This window comes from Maribacter sp. Asnod2-G09, assembly GCF_045063795.1.
In the GTDB taxonomy this organism is placed as follows: domain Bacteria; phylum Bacteroidota; class Bacteroidia; order Flavobacteriales; family Flavobacteriaceae; genus Maribacter.
The window spans coordinates 100,354-123,931 of the sequence record NZ_JBEFOA010000004.1; the positions used below are offsets into that span (position 1 = coordinate 100,354).

Sequence of the window (23,578 nt, forward strand, 5' to 3'; positions counted from 1 at the left end):
ATTACAAGAGTAGTATTGATATTTCCCCTTTGGGGATTAAGGGGCTTATCGCTATTTTAGTGCCATGAACGCTAACTTCTTGCAAACTCCTGTTGTATATCTCAAAGGTGTCGGCCCAAATAGGGCTGAAACCTTAAAGTCTGAATTGGGGATAGAAACTTGTCAAGATTTGCTGAATCTATTCCCTAATCGATATATCGATAAAACCCAATATTATAAAATAAGTCAGCTACAACGTAGCAGTGCCGATGTTCAAATTATTGGTAAAGTAGTTCACTTAAAAACAGTTGAGCAAAAGAAGGGTTCGCGCTTAGTAGCCCGTTTTAAAGATGATACCGGCGAAATAGAATTGGTTTGGTTTAGGGGACAAAAATGGTTGCGAGAAAATCTTAAGCTGAACATACCTTATGTCATCTTCGGAAAATGTAATTGGTACAATGGCTCGTTTTCAATGCCACACCCAGAAATGGAACCACTGTCTGCGCATGAACAAGGCACAAAAGTGTATATGCAACCCGTATACCCATCTACCGAAAAACTAAGTAATAAAGGCGTAACAAATAAGGTAATCAGTAAGATGTTGCAACAGCTTTTTATGGAGGTTAATGGCAAATTTTCTGAAAGCCTGTCGGATAAATTACTGCATGACTTAAAGTTACTACCAAAACCGGAAGCATTATTCAATATACATTTTCCTAAAAATCAAGAGTTATTGGCGAAGGCACAATGGCGATTAAAGTTTGAAGAGCTCTTTTACATACAATTACAACTCATAGGCAAGAACGTATCTCGAAAGAAAAAAATTAAGGGATTTCCCTTTAATGAAGTGGGTGCATATTTTAAAGATTTTTACTCTAATAAATTACCTTTTGAGCTTACCGGAGCACAGAAGCGAGTAATTAAAGAAATTCGTGCAGACCTTGGCAGCAATGCTCAAATGAACCGCTTACTGCAGGGCGATGTAGGATCAGGCAAAACCATTGTTGCCGTAATGACAATGCTTTTAGCAATTGATAACGGATTTCAAGCGTGTTTAATGGCACCAACAGAAATTCTTGCCAATCAGCATTATCAAGGCATTTCTGAATTGCTGGAAGGAACCGAGATTACTTGCGCATTATTAACAGGTTCCGTCAAAAAATCGGCACGTAAACCTATTCATGAACAATTAGAAAATGGAGAGCTAAACATCTTAATTGGTACTCACGCTCTCTTAGAAGATAAAGTAAAATACAAAAATTTAGGCATCGCCATTATTGATGAACAGCATCGTTTTGGTGTAGCCCAACGCTCTAAATTGTGGCATAAAAACGAGTTTCCACCACACATATTGGTAATGACGGCAACGCCCATACCTAGAACATTGGCGATGAGTTTGTATGGCGATTTAGATATTTCTGTCATAGATGAATTACCACCTGGTCGTAAGCCCATAAAAACCGTACATAGATATGATGCTAACCGATTAAAGGTTTTTCGGTTTATACGAGATGAGATTGAAAAAGGACGACAGATATATGTTGTCTACCCATTAATTCAGGAGTCTGAAGCCATGGACTACAAAGATTTAATGGATGGCTACGAGAGTATTGCGCGTGACTTTCCACAGCCAAAATATCAAATTTCTATAGTTCACGGGCAAATGAAACCGGCGGACAAAGAGTTTGAAATGAACAGATTCGTTCGTGGCGAAACACAAATAATGGTCGCCACCACAGTTATTGAAGTTGGTGTTAACGTACCAAATGCATCTGTAATGATTATTGAAAGTGCCGAACGTTTCGGTCTTTCGCAATTACACCAATTACGTGGTCGTGTTGGGCGTGGTGCTGATCAGAGTTTTTGTATTCTAATGACAAGCCATAAACTATCCGCGGAAGCTAAAACTAGACTAGAAACCATGGTTGCCACCAATGACGGATTTGAAATTGCAGAAGTAGATCTAAAACTTCGCGGACCAGGAGATATTATGGGAACCCAACAAAGCGGATTATTAAATTTAAAAATAGCCGATATCGTTAAAGATAACGACATCTTAAAATCTGCTCGATACCATGCTTTACAATTACTAAAAGAAGATCCATCGCTAAGTAAACCAGAGCATCTAATTATTAGACATATGTACGCCCAGTTGGTAAAGCACAAGAATATCTGGACGTATATTAGTTAAAATAGATTACTAAATCAAAACCGATGTTTGGATTCTAAAAAGCTTAAAATGGACAATAATTTGGTCTAATTTTTAATTCGTGTCTGAAGTTCATAAATTGAAACAACGAACAATATAAAAGCTATTGTAACAAGTAATGAACTAAATTTCCATAGATACTGGTTATCTAAATAAACATTTTTTGGCTCATCAATATCATATTTTAAAAGCACACTTTCCCCTATTTCATAAGGTTTAAAATCTTTATAATTACCCTTGTTTAAGGTAAACTCAAAATCATCTTTTGTAACAAATGAAAATGAAGGTGAATATACTAGCTGTTTACTACCAAAAATTGCTTGTGAACTTTTTGTTTTTGAAAGATATTCAGTAATCACACCTTCTGTCTGAATTCCTGAATTTTCAACTTTATACTTTCGATAAAGTTGCGACCCTCCAAATAAGAATAAAATCACGCTACAAACTAGCATGATATAAATGAACAAAATATGATGGTTTTTCATTATAAGTATATATGATTTGAATTAAAAAATTCACTTTGTTCAAAACGAAAAAAAAAGCTGAATATTTTAAAACTAACAGATAAATACATTTTGAACATCGTAATTTTCAAATGTGTTCATTTCGAAAAACCCTTGTTTTTAATAGATTTGCGAACCTTACATTAGAAAGAAATATGAGCGCAACTAAAACATTATTTGATAAAGTGTGGGATTCCCACGTAGTACATAAAATACAAGATGGTCCAGATGTTCTGTTCATTGACAGACACATGGTACACGAAGTAACAAGTCCTGTTGCTTTCCTAGGAATTAAGAACAGAAATATTCCTGTTATGCATCCTGAGAAAACATTTGCAACAGCTGATCATAACACACCAACTATTAACCAACATTTACCAGTTGCAGATCCGCTTTCTGCAAACCAGTTAAGAATGTTAGAAGAAAATGCCAATGAATATGGTATTTCTTATTGGGGTCTAGGTCATGCAAAAAACGGTATAGTACACGTTGTAGGTCCTGAATACGGTATTACCCAACCAGGTGCTACTATTGTATGTGGAGATTCACATACTTCTACGCACGGTGCTTTTGGTGCAATTGCTTTCGGTATTGGTACATCTGAAGTTGAAATGGTTTTGGCAACACAATGTATTATGCAGCCTAAGCCAAAGAGAATGCGTATCAATATTAATGGTAAAATGAGCAAAGGGGTTACACCTAAAGATGTTGCTTTATTTATTATTTCTCAATTAACGACCTCTGGTGCAACTGGATATTTCGTAGAATATGCTGGTGAAATTTTCAGAGACATGAGTATGGAAGGTCGTATGACCGTTTGTAATCTAAGTATAGAAATGGGTGCCCGTGGTGGTATGATTGCTCCTGATGAAAAGACATTTGAATATGTAAAAGATCGCGAGTTTACTCCTAAAGGTGCAGCTTGGGATAAAGCAATGGCATATTGGGAAACATTATATACCGATGAAGATGCCATTTTCGATAAAGAATTAACTTTTGATGGTTCACTTATTGAACCTATGATTACGTATGGTACTAACCCAGGTATGGGTATGGGAATTTCTAATGATATTCCTATGGCAAATGACGTACAAGGTGGCGCCACAACATACCAAAAATCATTGAAGTATATGGATTTCAATGAAGGTGATAGCATGATGGGCAAGCCTATTGATTTTGTTTTCCTTGGTAGCTGTACCAATGGTCGTATAGAAGATTTTAGAGCTTTTGCATCTATTGTAAAAGGAAGAAAGAAAGCTGATAATGTTACGGCATGGTTGGTTCCTGGATCGCACAAAGTTGAAGCGGCCATAAAAGAAGAAGGTATACTTGATATTTTAACCGAATCTGGTTTTGAACTTCGTGAGCCTGGCTGTTCTGCTTGTTTGGCAATGAATGATGATAAAGTACCAGCTGGAAAATTAGCGGTAAGTACATCGAACAGAAACTTTGAAGGTAGACAAGGACCTGGATCAAGAACGTTATTAGCTAGTCCGTTAGTTGCTGCTGCAGCTGCCGTTACCGGTAAAGTAACCGACCCAAGAGAACTAATGGTTGAACTTGTATAACAAGTCTATCTTTCGCTATTAGTCCTTGGACTTTTAGCACAATAACAATTATAATAATACAAGCTAATGGCTAACACCCATGAGCAAAAAGCTATAAAAAATGGCATACGATAAATTCGACATATTAACTTCAACTGCGGTTCCTTTACCTATAGAAAACGTAGATACAGATCAAATTATACCTGCACGATTTTTAAAGGCAACAGAGCGTGTTGGTTTTGGCGACAACCTTTTTAGAGATTGGCGTTACAACCAAGACAATACTTTAAAAGAAGATTTTGTTTTGAACCAAGATAAGTTCAGTGGTAAAATATTAGTAGGTGGTAAAAACTTTGGTTCGGGATCATCTCGTGAGCATGCTGCTTGGGCAGTTTATGATTACGGATTTAGATGTGTAGTTTCAAGTTTCTTCGCAGATATCTTTAGAGGTAACTGTCTTAACATCGGTGTATTACCGGTACAAGTAAGTGCCGAATTTTTACAAAAAATATTTGATGCTACAGAAGCAGACCCAACTACAGAGTTAGAGGTTAATCTAAAAGAGCAAAAAATCACTTTACTATCAACAGGCGAAAGTGAGTCTTTTGACATTAACGGCTACAAGAAAAACAACATGCTTAACGGTTTTGATGATATTGATTATTTATTGAACATCAAAAAAGATATTGAGACATTCGCAGAGAATACTCCGCTATAAACTCATATATCAAAACAATACAAAGCATTTACGTTAACTAACCCAATGCCATTTTTTGAATCGGAAAATGGCATTTAGAACACATGAAAAAAAGAAAGTTAGAAATAATGGATACCACCCTAAGGGATGGTGAACAAACTTCAGGCGTATCCTTTTCTGCATCAGAAAAACTGACCTTGGCAAAACTACTTTTAGAAGAACTGAAAGTAGACCGAATTGAAATTGCATCTGCTCGCGTTTCTGATGGAGAGCTTGAAGCTGTTCAGAAGATTACCGAATGGGCTGGTGAAAAAGGTTATTTAGAACGTGTAGAAGTACTAACTTTTGTAGATGGTGGTATTTCATTAGATTGGATGCAGAAATCTGGAGCAATTTCTCAAAATTTACTGACTAAGGGTTCAATGAACCATTTAAAGTATCAGTTAAAGAAAACTCCCGAGCAACATTTTTCTGAAATCGCCGAAATTTTCAAACAAGCCACCGAAAGAGGTATTATCAATAATATCTATTTAGAGGATTGGAGTAACGGAATGAGAAATTCAAAAGAATATGTTTTTGAGTTTCTAGATTTTCTATCCACTCAGAATGTAAAAAGAATACTACTGCCAGATACATTAGGCATTTTAACGCACACCGAAACGTATGCGTATTTGTCTGAAATCGTAGAAAAATATCCAAATTTACATTTCGATTTTCACGGACATAATGATTACGACTTAGGCGTAGCCAATATTATGGAAGCTGTAAAAGCTGGCTGCCATGGTTTACACCTTACCGTAAACGGTATGGGCGAAAGAGCTGGTAACGCACCTATGGCAAGTGCCGTAGCGGTTATCAATGATTTTCTGCCAGAAGTAGAAATTAGTGTAAACGAAACCTCTTTATATAAAGTAAGTAAGTTGGTATCTGCCTTTACAGGCTTTACCATACCGGCAAACAAGCCTATTGTTGGTGATAATGTATTTACCCAAACTGCCGGTATACATGCCGATGGCGATAGTAAAAACAACTTATATTTCAGTGATCTAATGCCAGAACGTTTTGGAAGAAAACGTAAGTATGCATTAGGTAAAATGTCGGGCAAAGCTAATATTCAAAAGAACCTGCAAGAACTTGGCTTAACATTGAACAATGATGAGCTAAAAAAAGTTACTGCACGTATTATTGAATTAGGAGATAAAAAAGAACGTGTTACAAAAGATGACCTTCCTTTTATTATTTCTGATGTTTTAGATACTGCAGATTATAAGCAGAAGGTATTTATAAAATCGTACGTACTTACCCATGCCATGGGATTAATGCCTTCCACTACCCTATCTGTAGAAATAGATGGAAAAGTAATTGAGGCACATGCACAGGGAGACGGACAGTATGATGCTTTTATGAATGCTCTTAAAAAAGTGTACGTCGGAAAGAAAATTCCATTACCAAAGTTGACCGATTATGCAGTAAGAATACCACCAGGCAGTACATCTGATGCATTATGCGAAACGGTTATTACTTGGGAATTGGATGGAAAAGAATTCACCTCAAGAGGGCTAGATTCAGATCAAACGGTTAGTGCCATTAAAGCTACTGAGAAGATGTTGAATATAATATAACGCAATGCGCTGAGCGCTGAGCGCTATATGCTAAAGGTTTTTGATGAGAGATTATAAAAAATATAATGTTTGGGAATTAGGGCATGAAGTTACTTTAGAGATTTATAAATTAACTAAACACTTCCCTAAAGATGAAAATTTTGGATTAACAAGTCAAATGAGAAGAGCTTCTTCATCTATCCCTGCGAATATAGCCGAAGGATGCGGAAGGGAATCTGACGCTGAGTTCAAAAGGTTTTTAATCATTTCTCGAGGATCAGCAAGTGAATTAGAATATTTTACGATTTTAGCAAAAGATTTAAACTATATTCAAGAAAAAGAGTTTTTAATAATTCATGATAAAGTAAACAAAGTAAGAAGAAGTTTAAATAATTTAATAAATAAAGTATAAACAGCTTAAACGTAATACACTTAAAGTATTGCGTGTTGCGCATAGCGCAGAGCGTAAAGCGATTAACCATGAAATTAAATATTGCCTTATTAGCCGGTGATGGTATCGGACCTGAAGTAATTGACCAAGCAGTAAAGGTTTGTGATGCCGTTGCAAAAAAATACGATCATAACATTATTTGGAAACCAGCTTTAACTGGTGCTGCAGCAATTGATGCCGTCGGAGAACCTTATCCAGATGAAACGCATGAAATTTGTGCCAATGCAGATGCAGTTCTTTTTGGCGCTATAGGTCATCCACGTTTTGATAATGATCCATCTGCAAAAGTTCGTCCGGAGCAGGGACTGTTGAAAATGAGACAAAAATTAGGTTTGTTTGCCAACGTAAGACCAACATTTACATTCCCTTCACTTATTGATAAATCTCCTTTAAAAAGAGAACGTATTGAAGGTACAGATTTAATTATCTTAAGAGAATTAACTGGTGGTATCTATTTTGGTGAGCGTGGAAGAAAAGATGACGGTAATACTGCATTTGATACTATGACCTACCAACGTTTTGAAATCGAAAGATTAGCTAAAAAAGGCTTTGATTTCGCAATGAAGCGTTCTAAAAAATTATGTTGTGTTGATAAAGCCAATGTTTTAGAATCTTCTAGACTGTGGAGAGAGACCGTACAAGCAATGGAAAAAGATTATCCAGAAGTGGAAGTTTCTTATGAGTTTATTGATGCCGTTGCCATGCGTTTAATTCAATGGCCAAAAGGATATGATGTAATTATAACAGCTAACTTATTCGGTGATATTTTAACCGATGAGGCTTCTGTAATTGCAGGTTCTATGGGACTTATGCCTTCATCTTCTGTTGGTAGCAAAGTATCTTTATACGAGCCAATACACGGTTCTTACCCGCAAGCAGCTGGTAAAGACATCGCTAATCCATTAGCTACAGTACTTTCTGCGGCTATGCTTTTTGAAGACATGAATATGACAGAAGAAGCAGAAGAAATTAGACGTGTAGTAAATAAATCTTTAGCTGAAGGTTATGTTACCGAAGATCTTGCCGATGGTGGTAAAAGTTATAAAACAAGTGAAGTTGGCGATTGGTTAGCTAGCAACATTTAAGAAATATACTTAAAAAGTAAAATCCCTTTAATCGATGATTAAAGGGATTTTTTATATCCGATAGTTACGTATACTTAAATACTAGTGGCTATTGCAATTTCTTGTTCATAAATGCTCTTTACTATTGCTCGTAGATCAGGAATTACGGTTTTAACCAATTTCGATGGTCCGTTAATCAACACACAAATTCCTAAATCAGAATCTGGAAAAAGTGCAATTTCATTTCTGTAGTTGTTTACACTACCTCCATGATGCCAAATCCTTTCTTCGGCTGCCTTTTCGTTCTCTTTTACAGTGTGTATTCTCCATCCGAAGCCGTAACCAGATTTCACATGTCCCGGCCATTTTTGATAATATTTGCGATGTCCGTTTAATTCCACAAAAGGTTTGAATACTTGTGCCATAGCATCTTTAGACATCACATCAGGATTGTGACCTAATAAGAAACGCATCCACTTCGCCATATCTGTAGAATTGGCATTAATTCCACCAGCCGCTATTGCGTTATAATAATTATCTCTAGGTAAAACAGTTCTAAAACTATGCCCTCTTCTAATATGAGGCAAAGCAATATTCTCATTGCTCATCAATGTTTTATGATCCATAGAAACAGAACTCATACCTAATGGTTCAAAGAATTTATCAGTTAATAGCGTTTGAATATCTTTTCCAGTCGCCTTCAACATCACTTCTTGTGCTACAGAAAACATAGCATTTTGATAACTATATTGAGAACCAGGTGCTGCAATTGGGTTTATTTTATCGAACTTCTCACTAATAGATGACATGGTGTAACCAGCCTCTACTAAATCTGTATAACTGTGATACGGAGTACCGGTTGTATGAGAAAGCAAATGAGCTACCTCTATTTTTTGAGTATTCTGTTGATTTCCAAAATGGAAGTTTGGTAAATAATCAGCCACTTTATCATTAAAGTGTAATTTACCTTCACTTTCTAGGTTGGCAGCTAAAATTCCTGTAAACCCTTTTGAGATAGAACCTAATCTAAATAAGGTTTCTCCGTCAACAGTTTCTTTACCGTTGAAACTTCTTTTACCATATCCATCAGAAAGAATAACAGAATCTCCACTAACAATACTTACTCCCGCTCCAACGATATCACCAGAGGCAATAGCCTTGTTGAAATAATCGGTCAAAGCATCGTTCAAAGCTTTTTGGCGAATGTTATATAGTTTGATTTCCCTCTTCTCTGCAAGAGTTTTAACGGGATTAGGATTAGCGATTATTGCTTTAGAATGTTCTGGCTTAAATGAAGAAGCGGTAAGAACAAAAAGTAGTAGAACCATTATTATGGATCCAAGAAATAGTTTGGTACGTGACACAGCATTGTAAGTTTTGGTTCTCTAACAACGTGATAAAATGAAGAAAATTACCGATGAACTACGTAAAATGAAAAATTTAACATCCAAACCAACTGATTACAAGGCAAGAAAGAAATAGAACATTAAATGTCTGCCTGTATATTTCGACAAAAAAAAGGAACTTGTTTCTCAAGTTCCTTTTTTACAAATTATTAAATCTATACATTAACAGCTCATCGCCATTTTTCGATATTTAATTTCTTTTCTCTTTCTAACAATCAAAATAGCTACCGCAATGGCAACACCAGAAAAGGCTAGTACAGCACCAACCAAACTAGAGTAGATAATACCATAGCCAAATGCAATTGGTAAGCCTGCTAAATAAGCGCCAGATGCATTACCCATGTTAAAAGCACTTTGGTTCATAGAAGACCCTAACATTTCAGAGCCTTTAGAAGTATTAATTATAGCCATCTGAATCGGAGTTGCTACCGTAAATGAGATTGCTCCAATAACAAAGGTCAGTATCATTAGCAAATATGGGTTAGTTGCAATAAACATGTTTAAAACAAGAATACCACACATAACGGATAAACTTATGATTACCGCTTTCAAAGGGGAAAACAATTCTGCCATCTTCGCACCTAAAAAATTACCGACTACCATACCTAAACCGGCCAACATCATAGCATAACCAACAAAATGGTTTGGCAACTCGGCTACATCAGTAATTAACGGAGCAACATAACTGTACCATGCAAAGAAACCGCCAGTACCAATTGTAGTCAGGGCAATTAAAGCCCAAAGTTCTGTATTTTTTAATCCTTGAGAAACACTTACTTTCTCTTCCGACTCTTCAACTTCAATTTTTGGCATCCATAGGTAAATGCTTCCTAAAGCTAATAAACCCACAAAACCTACTAGGTAAAAAGAAACACTCCAGCTAAACTGTTGTCCTAAATAAGTACCAATAGGCACTCCAATTACATTCGCAACCGTAAGACCAGAAAACATTATTGAGATAGCTTGAGCACCTTTTCCCTTTTTAGCCAATTTTGTAGCTACCACAGCACCAATACCAAAAAAAGCGCCATGAGGAATACCAGATAGAAATCTCATAAACAACAAACTGGTATAGCCAGTTGCGAGTCCTGATAAGGTATTGAATACCGTAAACCATATCATTAAAAGAAACAGCATTTTCTTAGGTGTAAGTTTAGAACCTAAACCCGTTAACAGTGGCGCGCCCACTACCACACCCAATGCATAGGCTGCAATAAAGTGACCCGCTTGCGGAATTGTAATACCCAAAGAACCTGACACTTCGGTCAAAATTCCCATGATAACAAACTCGGTAAGTCCTATTCCGAAACCACCGATGACTAAAGCAAATAATGCTTTCTTATTTGATTTTATAGTATCCATAACTTATAAATTTTAAGTTCAACATATACACTATAGGTTCTCAATCCATTTTAAAAAAGGCAAAGTTAAATCCATTATACGGTTTAGAACACGCATCAATTACCATATTTATGTTAATAATTAACCTGACATAATTTCACCAAAAGAATTAATTCTATCAATTCAGTACCGAAATTCTACAATTGAGAAAACCATTTTATTTAAACCTTCATTTACGATTCATATTTGTAATATCAATCAAAAATACAATCAACAATGAAGACGCTATTATTCTTATTACTTACACTTTTCTACTGCAATTTATTTGCTCAATCAACTATTTCAGGAAAAGTAATTGACCAACAAGGAATGCCTATTATGGGTGCAAATGTATATTTGAACGGAACTTATGATGGTACCGCAACCAATGATGAAGGGCAATTCTCTTTTAAAACTACTACCACTGGTACACAAATATTGATTGCATCATCAATTTCATTTGAGCCCTATTCTAAATCTGCCGACATCACTAGCTTTAAGGGCATTACAATTAAACTAAAAGATGATGTAAATACCTTAGATGCCGTAACCGTAAATGCCGGAACATTCAATGCCGGAGATAATGCCAAGGTAACAGCATTAAAACCTTTAGATATTGTAACCACAGCAGGTGCACTTGGAGATTTCGTGGGAGCATTACAAACATTACCCGGCACATCTAACGTTGCAGAAGATGGTCGATTATTCGTTCGAGGTGGCGATGCAGAAGAGACTCAAATTTTTGTAGATGGTATGCGCGTATTTACGCCCTACTCCCCTTCTGCAAATAACATTCCGTCAAGAGGTAGATTATCTCCTTTCTTATTTAAAGGCATAACATTTTCAACAGGTGGTTATTCAGCTGAATACGGGCAAGCATTATCAAGTGTTCTACTTTTAAATAGTATTAGCGAACCACAAGAAGAAAAAACTGAAATTTCAATAATGACCGTCGGACTAGGACTTGGGAATACCCAAAAATGGAAGAAGAGTTCTCTGAGTTTAAACACATCTTATATAAATTTAGCACCTTATCAAAATCTGTATCCTGATAATAATGAATGGCACAAGCCTATTGAATCTGTCGGTGGAGAAGCTGTGTATCGATATAAATTCAATAACGACGGATTACTAAAGGTTTACGGAGCCTATAGTTCAGTAAATTTTGACTTAACACAAGAAGATATTAATGAAGTAGATGGTATTCGCTTCGGACTTAAAAATAGAAATCTATACATCAACACGTCTTACCAAGATTTCTTAGAAAAAGATTGGAGCTTAGCAACAGGTGTTAGTTTCGCCAATGACCGCTCTGAAATAAAGTATAATAATTCTGACATTATAGATGTTGAAAACTCAGCACATCTAAAAATCGTTTTTAAGAAGTTCTTTTCTAGTCGCTATAAATTAAACTTTGGGGCAGAATACTTCGTAACCAACTTTACAGAAGACTACCGAGACCCCAACTTTGAAAATGATTTTGAATTCGATAATAATATTTTCAGCAGTTTTGTTGAGACTGATATTTTCTTCTCCAAAAAATTCGCCACTAAGATTGGAATTAGAGGAGAATATTCTGAGTTATTGCAAGAGTTTAATATTTCACCAAGATTATCATTAGCATACAAAGCCGGCTCAAACTCTCAATTCTCATTGGCATATGGTGAGTTCTTTCAAAACCCGAAGAATGATTACTTAAAGTATAATTCTGATTTTACTGCCGAGAATACTACCCATTACATTGCCAACTATCAGTATGTAAAAAACAAACAGATATTTAGAGCTGAAGCATACTACAAAAACTACGGAGATTTAGTAAAGTATGATACTCCGTTCGCACTGCCAACTTCTACCTATACTAGTAATGGAAGTGGATTTGCAAAAGGATTGGATATTTTCTGGAGGGATAATAAATCAATCAAAAATACAGAGTATTGGATGTCGTACTCTTACTTAGACACTGAAAGGGATTACCAGAATTATCCAACATCTGCTACTCCTGATTTTGCTTCAAAACACAATGCATCTTTAGTTGTAAAGCGATGGATAGAAGATTGGAAAAGCCAAGTAGGATTGAGTTATAATTATGCTTCGGGTCGTAGCTATACCGACCCAAATAAAGGAGGGTTTTTAACGGAACAGGCAAAAAGTTTTAATTCGTTAAATGCCAATTATGCATATTTAATCAGTCCGCAGAAAATATTATATCTATCCGTAAGTAACGTATTAGGAACTAAAAATGTAAACGGATATCAATACGCTGACCAAACCAATATGGACGGAATGTTTGATAGAAGAACAATTACACCTGCTGCAGACCGCTTCTTTTTCATTGGTTTATTTTGGACGATAAGTGACAATAAAGATGACAATCAACTAGATAACCTTTAAAAATTACAATTCAATACAAAGAACCTACAACTCGGTCATCTATTTTATCAAAAACAATGGAATAGAAAGATATTTGAATAACAATAAATAACATCAAAAAACTATACATCATGAAATCACTACTATTAATTGCCACATTCATTTTTACACTTAGCTTAACTGCGCAAACACCTTATGAAAAAGGAATGAATGAGGCATTTGCCTTATGGGAGCAACAAAAGAATACAGAAGCCGTACAACTATTTGAACGAATAGCATCTGTAGAAACCGATAATTGGTTACCATCATATTATGCAGGACTAATTGAAATAGTAAGCAGTTTTGGATTAAAAGATGAAGCACTGCTAACTACCAAACTAACCAGAGCAAAAGGGTTTCTAGATAACGCATCAACAATATCAAAAGACAACCCAGAAATAATGATTTCTTATGCCCTTTTAAATACAGCATACATCGCTTTTGACGGCGCAAAATATGGTATGACCCTATCGGGTGAAAACATAGCAATCTATCAAAAAGCACAAGCTATAGCACCAAATAACCCAAGGGTACTTTTAGGGAAAACGGAATGGGATATGGGAACAGCAAAATTCTTCGGTAAATCTATCGCTCCCTATTGTGAAGATGTTGAACGTGCCATTATATTATTCAACGAAGAAGAACAAACGATACCCTACTACCCATACTCAGGTTTAGAAAGAGCGAATGAGATCAGCAGTAACTGTAAAAAAGAAACCTCCCCTAATTAATAGGAGAGGTTTTTTTATCAGTCTAAATGAAAGACTTTTATAATATATAATCTGTACTCACAAAATTAGAAAGCTTGGCTTCTAATAAATTCTGAATAATTTCAGTATTCAATTCATTGTCTTTGAATGCTACAAACGTTCTAATTGAAAACGAACGTAACGCATCATGAACACTTAAGGTTGCTTGTGCAGAATCTTTTCTACCGGTAAATGGATACACATCTGGTCCTCTTTGGCAAGAACTATTTAAATTCACACGACATACTAAGTTCACCAACGTATCTATCAACGGAGAAAGCGCATACACATCTTTACCAAACAAACTTACTTGTTGGCCATAGTTGCTTTCTGCCATATCATCTAAAGGCTCTTCGATATCTGTAAAAGGTACGATGGGTATAATGGGTCCGAATTGCTCTTCTTGGTACACACGCATATCTTTCGTTACCGGATACAGAACTGCAGGCCATATAAAATTATCAAAATGCTTCCCACCTTTTTTATTGATAATCTTTGCTCCTTTAGAAAGCGCATCATCAATTAAACCTTGAATATAAGCTGCCTTATCTGGTTCAGGCAATGGAGTTAATTTCACTCCATCCTCCCAAGGATTTCCAAATTTTAATTCATCAACCTTTTTAGCGAAGCTTTCATTAAATTTAGACCTAATTTCTTCGTGAACATACACCACTTTTAGTGCCGTGCAACGTTGCCCGTTAAAAGAAAGCGTACCAGCTAAACATTCATTTATGGTTAAATCCAAATCAGCATCTGGTAAAATAATTGCAGGGTTTTTAGCTTCTAAACCTAATACCAATCGCAGTCTGTTACTTTTAGGGTGTTGCTCTTGTAGGGCATTTGCAGATTTACTATTACCAATTAAAGCAAGTACATCTACTTTACCTGTTTGCATAATTGGCGCAGCAACCGTTCTACCTCTACCGAAAATTACATTAACTACCCCTTTTGGAAAACTTGTTTGAAAAGCTTCTAAAAGCGGAGTAATTAATAAAACACCATGTTTTGCAGGCTTAAATATGGTGGTGTTCCCCATAATAATTGCAGGAATCAACAATGCAAAAGTTTCATTCAATGGGTAGTTATAAGGTCCTAAACATAAAACAACACCTAATGGTCCTCTTTTAATATGCGCATACACACCATCGTGTTTTGTAAACTTTGCAGCATCACGATCTAGCTGCTTATAATCTTCAATGGTATCCTCAATATACTCTACCGTACGATCAAATTCTTTTTGAGAGTCTGGTAAAGACTTACCAATTTCCCACATTAACAATTTAACCACTTCTTCTCTTTTGGTCTTCATTTTTGTAACGAAAACCTCCATGCATTCAATACGGTCTTTCACATGCATGGTTGGCCAAATTCCCTTTCCCTTATCATACGCCTTTAATGCTCCGTTTAAAGCATCTAAAGCTTCTGCTTCTTGTAGATCTGGAATGCTACCTAATAAAGTTGGCTTGTATTCTTTTGTTGAAGAAATAGTAGAATACACCTCTGTAGTATCTCCTTTCCATTCTTTTAATTCTCCGTTGACCAAATACTGTTTTTGGTCTATAGTTGATGTTATTTTAAATTCTTCAGGAATCGTAATATCGCTCATTTCATTTTCTATTTTGCACTATGATTGATAATTGTATTGTAGATTGATTTCCAAAAATAACTAGAAATTGAATCTGTTATATTAAAAGTAGTTTAAACCAAATATTCAAACAAGTCTGGTTTGTCATTTATATATTCTCCATAGAAATTGTTAGATTTCATGCGTTCTACCAAAGGTTTCAAGTCCTCTGTATTCTTTAACTCTATACCTACAACAGCCGGCGCATTTTCTCTACTCGATTTCTTTGAATACTCGAAATGGGTAATATCGTCGTTTGGCCCTAAAATATCAACAACAAATTCTTTTAAAGCACCTGGTCGCTGTGGAAAACGAATAATAAAGTAATGTTTGAGTTTACCATAAAGCAATGCACGTTCTTTAATTTCAGCCGTTCTAGTGATGTCATTGTTACTTCCGCCAATAATACACACTACATTCTTGCCAACAATTTCATCTTTATAATCATCTAAAGCTGCAATCGATAAAGCACCTGCAGGTTCTACCACAATAGCGTCTCTATTATAAAGATCTAGAATAGTTTGGCACGCTTTACCTTCGTCGACCGTAATCATATTATCTAAATAATAATTACAGATGGCATAGGTTAAGCTACCTACTTTTTTGACCGCTGCACCATCAATAAATTTATCAATATGATCAAGGGCAACTACCTCTCCTGCTTCTATAGACGTTTTCATAGATGGAGCACCTTTAGGTTCAACACCAATAATTTTTGTATCCGGCGAAAGCTCACTAAAAACACTAATAAGTCCAGATGCTAGACCTCCACCACCAATGCATACAAAAAGGTAATCTATTGGTATTTTTGATTGGGAAATTAACTCAAGTCCAACAGTAGCCTGACCTTCTATAATTTTAGGATCATCGAACGGATGCACAAATATCTTTTCATGTTTATCTCCATACGTTCTAGCAGCCAAAGAAGCATCATCAAAGGTATCGCCTTCTAAAACTATTTCAACCCATTCACCACCGAATAGTTTAGTCTGTTCTACTTTTTGCTTAGGCGTAACCGAAGGCATATAAATAGTCCCTTTAATTTTTAAATGAAAGCAAGCAAAAGCCACACCCTGTGCATGATTACCTGCACTGGCACAAATAACACCTTTAGCTCGTTCTTCTTCGGTTAAAGAGCTTATTTTGTTGAAGGCACCTCTAATTTTATAAGAACGCACACGTTGCAAATCTTCACGCTTTAAACGAACTTGACAGTTATACTGTTTAGACAAACGAATACTTTCTGTTAGCGGAGTTACCTCTGAAATTTCAGAAATGGTCTGCGCAGCTTTTAAAACATCATCTAATTTTGGAAAATATACTGGCTTCGTACCTTTCATATTAAATACTTTCTATTATTAACAATATTATAACTCGTATGAAACCTAAATTGTCCGCTTGAGAACCATTCTTTTAAAACCATAACCCAATGTAGGTGATAACTTTTAGAATGCACTCAACCGGACAATCGGTATATCTATAAAAGATTATAAAACTATACGATAGGCTTCATTGCCGTCATTGACTCACGTAAACGTGTACCAACGATTTCTACCGGATGCGTACGTAACGCTTTGTTTATTGCAATTAGCTGTGCATTATCAACGTCATTATCGATATCTCCAGAGAAGTTTGTACCGATAACATCAGTATCAATACCTTTCATAAAGTCAGTTAATAAAGGTTTGCATGCATGATCAAAAAGGTAACAACCATATTCTGCAGTATCAGAAATAACACGGTTCATTTCAAACAATTTCTTACGAGCGATCGTGTTTGCAATTAACGGAGTTTCATGCAAAGACTCGTAGTATGCAGATTCAGCTATAATACCAGATTCAGTCATGGCCTCGAAAGCCAATTCAACACCTGCTCTTACCATTGCAACCATTAACACACCGTTATCATAAAACTCTTGCTCCGTAATCTCTTGACTACCTGCAGGTGTTTTCTCGAAAGCAGTTTCACCTGTTGCAGCTCTCCAAGTTAATAAGTTCTTATCGTCATTTGCCCAATCTTCCATCATGGTTTTTGAGAAATGACCAGTCATAATATCATCCATATGCTTTTGAAACAACGGACGCATAATATCTTTTAGCTCTTCAGATAATTCAAATGCCTTTACTTTAGCAGGATTAGAAAGACGGTCCATCATATGTGTAATACCACCGTACTTCATTCCTTCAGTAATAGTTTCCCATCCGTATTGAATCAATTTTGAAGCATAGCCCGCATCAATTCCTTTCTCGATCATCTTATCGAAACAAAGAATAGAACCTGTTTGTAACAAACCACAAAGAATAGTTTGCTCACCCATTAAATCTGATTTTACTTCAGCAACAAAAGAAGACATTAATACACCAGCTCTATCACCACCTGTACCAACAGCATAAGCTTTCGCTTGCTCTAGTCCTTTACCTTGATGATCATTATCTGGGTGAACCGCTATTAAAGTTGGTACACCAAAACCTCTTTTATATTCTTCACGCACTTCTGATCCCGGACATTTTGGCGCAACCATAATTACCGTAATATCTTCACGTATTTGCATACCTTCTTCTACGATATTAAAACCGTGAGAGTACGAAAGCGTAGCATCTTTTTTCATTAAAGGCATAACCGCACTAACAACAGCAGTATGTTGCTTGTCTGGAGTAAGGTTAATTACAACATCGGCAGTAGGAATCAATTCTTGGTAGGTACCCACTGTGAATCCGTTTTCTGAGGCATTTACAAAAGATTGTCTTTTTTCTTTTATAGCAGCATCACGAAGTGTATAAGAAATATCTAAACCAGAATCTCTCATGTTCAACCCTTGGTTCAACCCTTGAGCACCACAACCTACGATTACAATTTTTTTGCCTTTTAAAGCATTTACACCATCTGCAAACTCAGCCGAATCCATGAAGCGACATTTTCCAAGTTGCGTTAATTTATCTCTTAATGATAGCGTATTAAAATAATTGGCCATTTTGTATTTACTTTATTTGATTATTGTTATGATTCTTTATTAAAATTCTTTTAGTATCGCTGAAATTTTCATTTCATCTTTTGTAACCGATATACGGCCAGAGCGTACAAACTGCATAATGCCATACGGCTTTAATTGATCGTACATTTCTTCAATCTCATTTCTTCTACCGCTTTTTGCGATTACAAAAAAGTCTCTTGATACTGTGACGATCTGTGCATTATTATCTTTTATGATGTTCTGAATTTGACGCTCGTCAAACAGAAGACCCGATGCTATTTTGAATAAAGCAGATTCTTGATATATAGTCTCATCATCGGTATGATAATATGCTTTTATAACTTCTATTTGCTTCTCGATCTGACCGACAATATTATGCACCCATTTTTCGGTTGTATGTGCTACAATCGTAAATTTAGAAACATCATCAATCTCTGATTTAGAGACATTTAAACTCTCTATATTAATATGTCTCTTTAAAAATATACCTGATATTCTGTTCAGTAATCCAACATTGTTTTCTGAATATACCGATATTGTAAACCATTTATTTTCCATAAGCTCTAATTACCTATTCCTCTTTACAAGAGAATTTTATGGTGTCATTATAATTAATCTATACTATTTCTTTACGGCCATAATTAAGCCTGTTGACCAATTCATTTTAGTCAATTGTAAATCTTCTCGCTTTTCTAAATACGCCGTCAATTCAATCACATTATCCTCATGACCAGCTGGCCAATTTGGTTGTTTTGTCATATCGTCGATGATGTAAAATCCGCCAACATGAAGTAAATCTAAAACCTCATCGATCTCACTGTACTTACCTGGCCAGGCATCTGCAAAAATCAAATCAAATTTTGCACCTGAATATTCCTTAATCCAATCGGCACCATCTTTACAAATAACCTCAACCCTATCATCGTTACCAAAATAACTAGTAGCGATAGAAATTAACGCAGGATCGTTATCTACGGATATCAATTTAGAATCAGCATCCATACCCTCTATCATCCAAGAAAGGCTAAGACCAATGCCAGTTCCTATTTCTAAAAACCTTCCGTTTGGTTTTGAAGCGATCAATGTTTTGAGAAAGCTACCAACGTACAAGTCTGACGGCATCGTAAATCCTATTTCTTCAGATTTACGGGTAATCTCCGTATGTATTTTTGGAATATCTTGTATGTTCGTATCGTTCATGAGATAGTTCTTTTCTCTTATTTATTTCAATCTAACGTCAGAAACCGAAGCACCAGAAGGTATCATTGGAAAAACATTATCTTCTTGCTCTACTTTAACTTCTAAGAAGTAAGGTTCTTTAGAAGCCATCATTTCTTGAATCGTAGATTTTAAATCTTTACGCTCAGAAATTCGTTTTGCTTCAATGCTATAACCTTCAGCAATTTTTACAAAATCAGGATTCACCATAACCGTCGATGCATATCTCTTCTCAAAAAACAACTCTTGCCATTGACGTACCATACCTAAATGTTCATTGTTTAAAACAACAATCTTAACAGGTACTCTATGTTGAAAAATAACACCCAATTCTTGAATGGTCATTTGATAACCACCATCACCAATGATAGCAACCACTTCCCTATCCATAGCACCCATTTTGGCACCGATAGCTGCTGGTAATGCAAAGCCCATAGTACCTAATCCGCCAGAAGTAATGTTACTTTTAGACTGGGAGAATTTTGCATATCTACAAGCGATCATTTGGTGTTGACCTACGTCAGAAACGATAACTGCTTTATTGTTTGATGCTAAATTGATTTCTTCGATTACCTCACCCATGGTCAAACCACTTTTAGTTGGGTGAATGTCATTCTTTATAATAGTATCGAACTCAATTTTATATTTTTCTTTAAAGATATTATGCCAAGCATCATGGTTATTATCATTTACCAACGGCAACAATAATCCTAAAGTTTCTTTTGAGTTGCCTAAAACAGCAACATCTGCATGCACATTCTTATTAATCTCAGCAGGATCAATTTCAAAGTGAATTACTTTAGCTTGCTTTGCATAGTGATCTAAATTACCGGTTACACGATCATCAAAACGCATACCTATTGCAATTAATAAGTCGCATTCATTCGTTAAAACGTTTGGTCCGTAATTACCATGCATACCTACCATACCTACATTTAATGGATGAGAAGTATCTAAAGCCGAAGCTCCCATGATAGTCCAAGCTGCAGGTATACCTGCCTTTTCAACTAACGCTTTCAATTCTTGTTCTGCCTTACCAAGAATAACACCTTGCCCCCATACGATAAATGGTTTTTTAGCGCTGTTGATTAAATCTGCAGCTGCCTGAATAGCACTCATTTTTGGTTTTGGAACCGGCTTATAACTACGAACAGCAGTACATTTCTCATAAGAGAAATCGAACGCATCTATTTGTGCATTCTTAGTAATATCAATTAATACCGGACCTGGTCTACCAGATTTAGCAATGTAAAAAGCTTTCGCCATTACTTCTGGAATTTCAGAAGCTTCGGTAATTTGATAGTTCCATTTCGTTACCGGAGTAGAAATACCAATAATATCAGTTTCTTGAAAAGCATCGGTACCTAATAGTTGTCTCGTAACCTGACCTGTAATACAGACCATAGGTGTAGAATCTATCTGTGCATCTGCAAGACCAGTAACTAAATTTGTTGCACCAGGACCAGAAGTTGCTATTGCAACGCCGACTTTACCTGAAACACGAGCATACCCTTGGGCAGCATGCGTAGCACCCTGTTCATGTCTTGTAAGAATATGCGTTAACTTATCTTGAAACTTATATAGTTCATCGTAGACGGGCATAATTGCGCCACCAGGGTAGCCATACATTGTTTCGACCCCTTCGGCCAACAAACAATGAATTATTGCCTCTGCTCCAGAAATCTTAATAGTTTTCTTGGAATCTGTACCTTTTTTCTTCTCTTTTACTGTTTCCATAATTAATAATCAAATTCAAGTATTGCATATAAGAATTACAATAACCTGATATTAAAATCCTTCTAGAAGTAATTAAAATCTAGCCGGTGTTATTTAAAATTCATCGGTAACACAACCTTTAGATGCAGAAGATACCATACGAGCGTACTTGTATAAGCTTCCTCTTTTCACCTTTAATTCCGGCTGTTTCCAATTCTTCTTTCTTTCCGCTAATTGCTCATCCGTTAGGTTAACCGAAATCTCATTCTTCTCTGCATCAATGGTGATAATATCTCCATCTTCTAACAAACCGATTGCTCCACCTTCTTGTGCTTCAGGAGCAACATGACCTACAACAAAACCGTGTGTACCACCAGAGAAACGCCCATCTGTAATCAAAGCAACATCTTTACCTAGACCTGCTCCCATAATAGCAGCAGTAGGCTTCAACATTTCTGGCATACCAGGACCTCCTTTTGGACCTTCGTAACGAATAACCACAACATCTCCTTTTTTCACTTCACCTCTACCGATACCGGCATTGGCAAGGAACTCATCGTTATATACTTTAGCTGGTCCAGAAAAATACAATCCTTCTTTACCTGTAATTTTAGCCACAGCACCTTCAGTGGCTAGGTTACCATAAAGAATACGCAAGTGACCTGTTGCCTTAATAGGATTACTTAATGGCATTATAATTTTTTGATCTTTGACTAAACTTGGCACATCAGCTAAGTTCTCTGCAATTGTTTTACCAGTAACGGTTAAACAATCGCCATGTAGCATATCGTTCTCTAACATGAACTTCATAACTGCAGGAATACCCCCAATACGGTGTACATCTTCCATTAAGAATTTACCACTTGGTTTTAAATCTGCTAGAAACGGAGTAGAATCACTAATTTTCTGAAAATCATCTAATGTAAATTCAACATCTGCAGCTTTGGCAATTGCCAAGAAGTGTAGCACGGCATTTGTCGACCCACCCAAAAGTGTTAGCAAACGAATAGCATTCTCCATTGATTTACGAGTGATGATATCACTAGGCTTAATATCTTTCTCTAAAAGGTTTCTCAAAGCCTTTCCAGAGTTTATAGCATCGTACTGCTTATCTTTTCCAATAGCTGGGTTAGACGAGTTGTAAGGCATTGCCATACCCAAAGCTTCTATCGCAGATGCCATAGTATTTGCAGTATACATACCACCACAAGCACCTGCACCAGGGCAAGCATTTTGAATTACACCTTTGTAATCCTCCTCATTCATAGTGCCGGCAACCTTCTCTCCCCATGCTTCAAAAGCAGAAACGATATCTAAGGTCTTATCTTTAAAACAACCTGAAGCAATAGTACCACCATATACTAAAACAGATGGTCTATTTAAACGGATCATTGCCATTAGTGCACCTGGCATATTTTTATCGCAACCAACAACAGTAACTAAACCATCATAATTCATTGCCTGTACCACAGTTTCCATAGAATCTGCGATAATATCTCTTGAAGGTAAAGAATAACGCATACCGTATGTACCCATAGATATACCATCACTTACACCGATCGTATTAAAAACGAGACCAACTAAGCCAGTTCCATTGACACCGACTTTGACTTCTTGAGCCAAATCATTTAAGTGCATATTACAAGGGTTACCCTCATAACCTGTACTACCAATACCAATTAATGGTTTCTTTAAATCTTCTTCAGTTAAACCGATAGCATAAAGCATTGCTTGTGCCGCTGGTTGTGTTGGATCTTGGGTTACATTCTTACTATGTTTGTTCAACTCCATAATATAATTCTCGTATGCTTATCTTGATTTCTTAAATACTCCTTAATCAAAGATAAAAGTTTATAAAAATTTCTAATTTTAACAATAATGGTCAATACAAATTCATTTAATCAAAAATGAACCTAAAAATTTGAATATCAACCACTTAAATAACAACTATATACCATATTCAATACTTTAAAACAGTGTATATTTATCTGTAAAACATAAAAAAACCTGCATCAAATATATCTGATACAGGTTTTTCTACATATTGAAAAGCT

18 protein-coding genes are annotated in these 23,578 nt (G+C 36.0%); 8 read left to right on the forward strand and 10 right to left on the reverse strand.

Annotated elements, in window-relative coordinates; translation table 11 throughout:
• Nucleotides 1–64: 64 nt before the first annotated feature.
• Nucleotides 65–2,170: an ATP-dependent DNA helicase RecG gene (gene recG, locus ACJJVT_RS07615; RefSeq protein ID WP_405397661.1), complete on the forward strand. Its 2,106-nt coding sequence runs from the start codon at nucleotides 65–67 to the stop codon at nucleotides 2,168–2,170.
• 65 nt (nucleotides 2,171–2,235) lie between these two features.
• Here recG and ACJJVT_RS07620 read toward each other — a convergent pair whose 3' ends face one another.
• Nucleotides 2,236–2,673 (reverse strand): DUF3592 domain-containing protein, encoded by a 438-nt coding sequence (locus tag ACJJVT_RS07620; protein WP_405397662.1) that lies wholly within the window; start codon nucleotides 2,671–2,673, stop codon nucleotides 2,236–2,238.
• A gap of 173 nt (nucleotides 2,674–2,846) precedes the next feature.
• Here ACJJVT_RS07620 and leuC point away from each other — a divergent pair, with 173 nt between their 5' ends.
• The 5 genes from leuC to leuB all read left to right on the forward strand — a co-directional run bounded on the left by leuC (nucleotide 2,847) and on the right by leuB (nucleotide 8,072).
• Nucleotides 2,847–4,259, forward strand: coding sequence for a 3-isopropylmalate dehydratase large subunit (gene leuC, locus ACJJVT_RS07625; protein WP_405397663.1), 1,413 nt, complete (start codon nucleotides 2,847–2,849; stop codon nucleotides 4,257–4,259).
• Nucleotides 4,260–4,359: 100 nt separating this feature from the next.
• Nucleotides 4,360–4,956, forward strand: a complete 597-nt coding sequence (gene leuD, locus ACJJVT_RS07630; RefSeq protein WP_405397665.1) for a 3-isopropylmalate dehydratase small subunit — start codon at nucleotides 4,360–4,362, stop codon at nucleotides 4,954–4,956.
• Nucleotides 4,957–5,039: 83 nt separating this feature from the next.
• Nucleotides 5,040–6,557 (forward strand): alpha-isopropylmalate synthase regulatory domain-containing protein, encoded by a 1,518-nt coding sequence (locus tag ACJJVT_RS07635; protein WP_405397666.1) that lies wholly within the window; start codon nucleotides 5,040–5,042, stop codon nucleotides 6,555–6,557.
• A gap of 43 nt (nucleotides 6,558–6,600) precedes the next feature.
• Entirely contained in the window at nucleotides 6,601–6,948 is a 348-nt protein-coding gene (locus ACJJVT_RS07640) for a four helix bundle protein (protein WP_405397668.1), read from the forward strand.
• 68 nt (nucleotides 6,949–7,016) lie between these two features.
• The gene (leuB, locus tag ACJJVT_RS07645) at nucleotides 7,017–8,072 is read left to right on the forward strand and encodes a 3-isopropylmalate dehydrogenase (RefSeq protein WP_405397670.1); all 1,056 of its coding nucleotides are present in this window, start codon (nucleotides 7,017–7,019) and stop codon (nucleotides 8,070–8,072) included.
• Nucleotides 8,073–8,146: 74 nt separating this feature from the next.
• Here leuB and ACJJVT_RS07650 read toward each other — a convergent pair whose 3' ends face one another.
• Together ACJJVT_RS07650 and ACJJVT_RS07655 are read right to left on the reverse strand one after the other, a co-directional pair.
• Nucleotides 8,147–9,415 (reverse strand): serine hydrolase domain-containing protein, encoded by a 1,269-nt coding sequence (locus tag ACJJVT_RS07650; protein ID WP_405397672.1) that lies wholly within the window; start codon nucleotides 9,413–9,415, stop codon nucleotides 8,147–8,149.
• A 204-nt stretch (nucleotides 9,416–9,619) separates the two neighbouring features.
• A complete protein-coding gene (locus tag ACJJVT_RS07655) occupies nucleotides 9,620–10,819 on the reverse strand; it encodes an MFS transporter (RefSeq protein ID WP_405397673.1) in 1,200 nt (399 codons plus the stop codon).
• Nucleotides 10,820–11,074: 255 nt separating this feature from the next.
• Here ACJJVT_RS07655 and ACJJVT_RS07660 point away from each other — a divergent pair, with 255 nt between their 5' ends.
• Complete coding sequence (locus ACJJVT_RS07660) at nucleotides 11,075–13,228, forward strand: TonB-dependent receptor (protein WP_405397675.1); 2,154 nt, start codon at nucleotides 11,075–11,077, stop codon at nucleotides 13,226–13,228.
• A 110-nt stretch (nucleotides 13,229–13,338) separates the two neighbouring features.
• Nucleotides 13,339–13,977 carry a tetratricopeptide repeat protein gene (locus tag ACJJVT_RS07665; protein ID WP_405397676.1) on the forward strand — a complete coding sequence of 213 codons (639 nt, stop codon included), beginning with the start codon at nucleotides 13,339–13,341 and terminating at the stop codon, nucleotides 13,975–13,977.
• A 37-nt stretch (nucleotides 13,978–14,014) separates the two neighbouring features.
• On the opposite strand, the gene ACJJVT_RS07670 is transcribed toward ACJJVT_RS07665, so the two are convergent.
• The 7 genes from ACJJVT_RS07670 to ilvD all read right to left on the reverse strand — a co-directional run bounded on the left by ACJJVT_RS07670 (nucleotide 14,015) and on the right by ilvD (nucleotide 23,315).
• The gene (locus ACJJVT_RS07670) at nucleotides 14,015–15,601 is read right to left on the reverse strand and encodes an NADP-dependent glyceraldehyde-3-phosphate dehydrogenase (RefSeq protein WP_405397678.1); all 1,587 of its coding nucleotides are present in this window, start codon (nucleotides 15,599–15,601) and stop codon (nucleotides 14,015–14,017) included.
• A 92-nt stretch (nucleotides 15,602–15,693) separates the two neighbouring features.
• Nucleotides 15,694–16,959 carry a threonine ammonia-lyase gene (gene ilvA / locus ACJJVT_RS07675; RefSeq protein ID WP_405397681.1) on the reverse strand — a complete coding sequence of 422 codons (1,266 nt, stop codon included), beginning with the start codon at nucleotides 16,957–16,959 and terminating at the stop codon, nucleotides 15,694–15,696.
• Between the two features lie 155 nt (nucleotides 16,960–17,114).
• Nucleotides 17,115–18,590, reverse strand: a complete 1,476-nt coding sequence (gene ilvC / locus ACJJVT_RS07680; RefSeq protein ID WP_405397683.1) for a ketol-acid reductoisomerase — start codon at nucleotides 18,588–18,590, stop codon at nucleotides 17,115–17,117.
• A gap of 39 nt (nucleotides 18,591–18,629) precedes the next feature.
• The gene (gene ilvN / locus ACJJVT_RS07685; RefSeq protein WP_324027743.1) at nucleotides 18,630–19,148 is read right to left on the reverse strand and encodes an acetolactate synthase small subunit; all 519 of its coding nucleotides are present in this window, start codon (nucleotides 19,146–19,148) and stop codon (nucleotides 18,630–18,632) included.
• A 63-nt stretch (nucleotides 19,149–19,211) separates the two neighbouring features.
• Nucleotides 19,212–19,790: an O-methyltransferase gene (locus tag ACJJVT_RS07690; RefSeq protein WP_405397686.1), complete on the reverse strand. Its 579-nt coding sequence runs from the start codon at nucleotides 19,788–19,790 to the stop codon at nucleotides 19,212–19,214.
• Between the two features lie 21 nt (nucleotides 19,791–19,811).
• Nucleotides 19,812–21,545, reverse strand: a complete 1,734-nt coding sequence (gene ilvB, locus ACJJVT_RS07695; RefSeq protein ID WP_405397687.1) for a biosynthetic-type acetolactate synthase large subunit — start codon at nucleotides 21,543–21,545, stop codon at nucleotides 19,812–19,814.
• A 93-nt stretch (nucleotides 21,546–21,638) separates the two neighbouring features.
• The gene (ilvD, locus tag ACJJVT_RS07700; RefSeq protein ID WP_405397689.1) at nucleotides 21,639–23,315 is read right to left on the reverse strand and encodes a dihydroxy-acid dehydratase; all 1,677 of its coding nucleotides are present in this window, start codon (nucleotides 23,313–23,315) and stop codon (nucleotides 21,639–21,641) included.
• Nucleotides 23,316–23,578 lie beyond the last annotated feature (263 nt).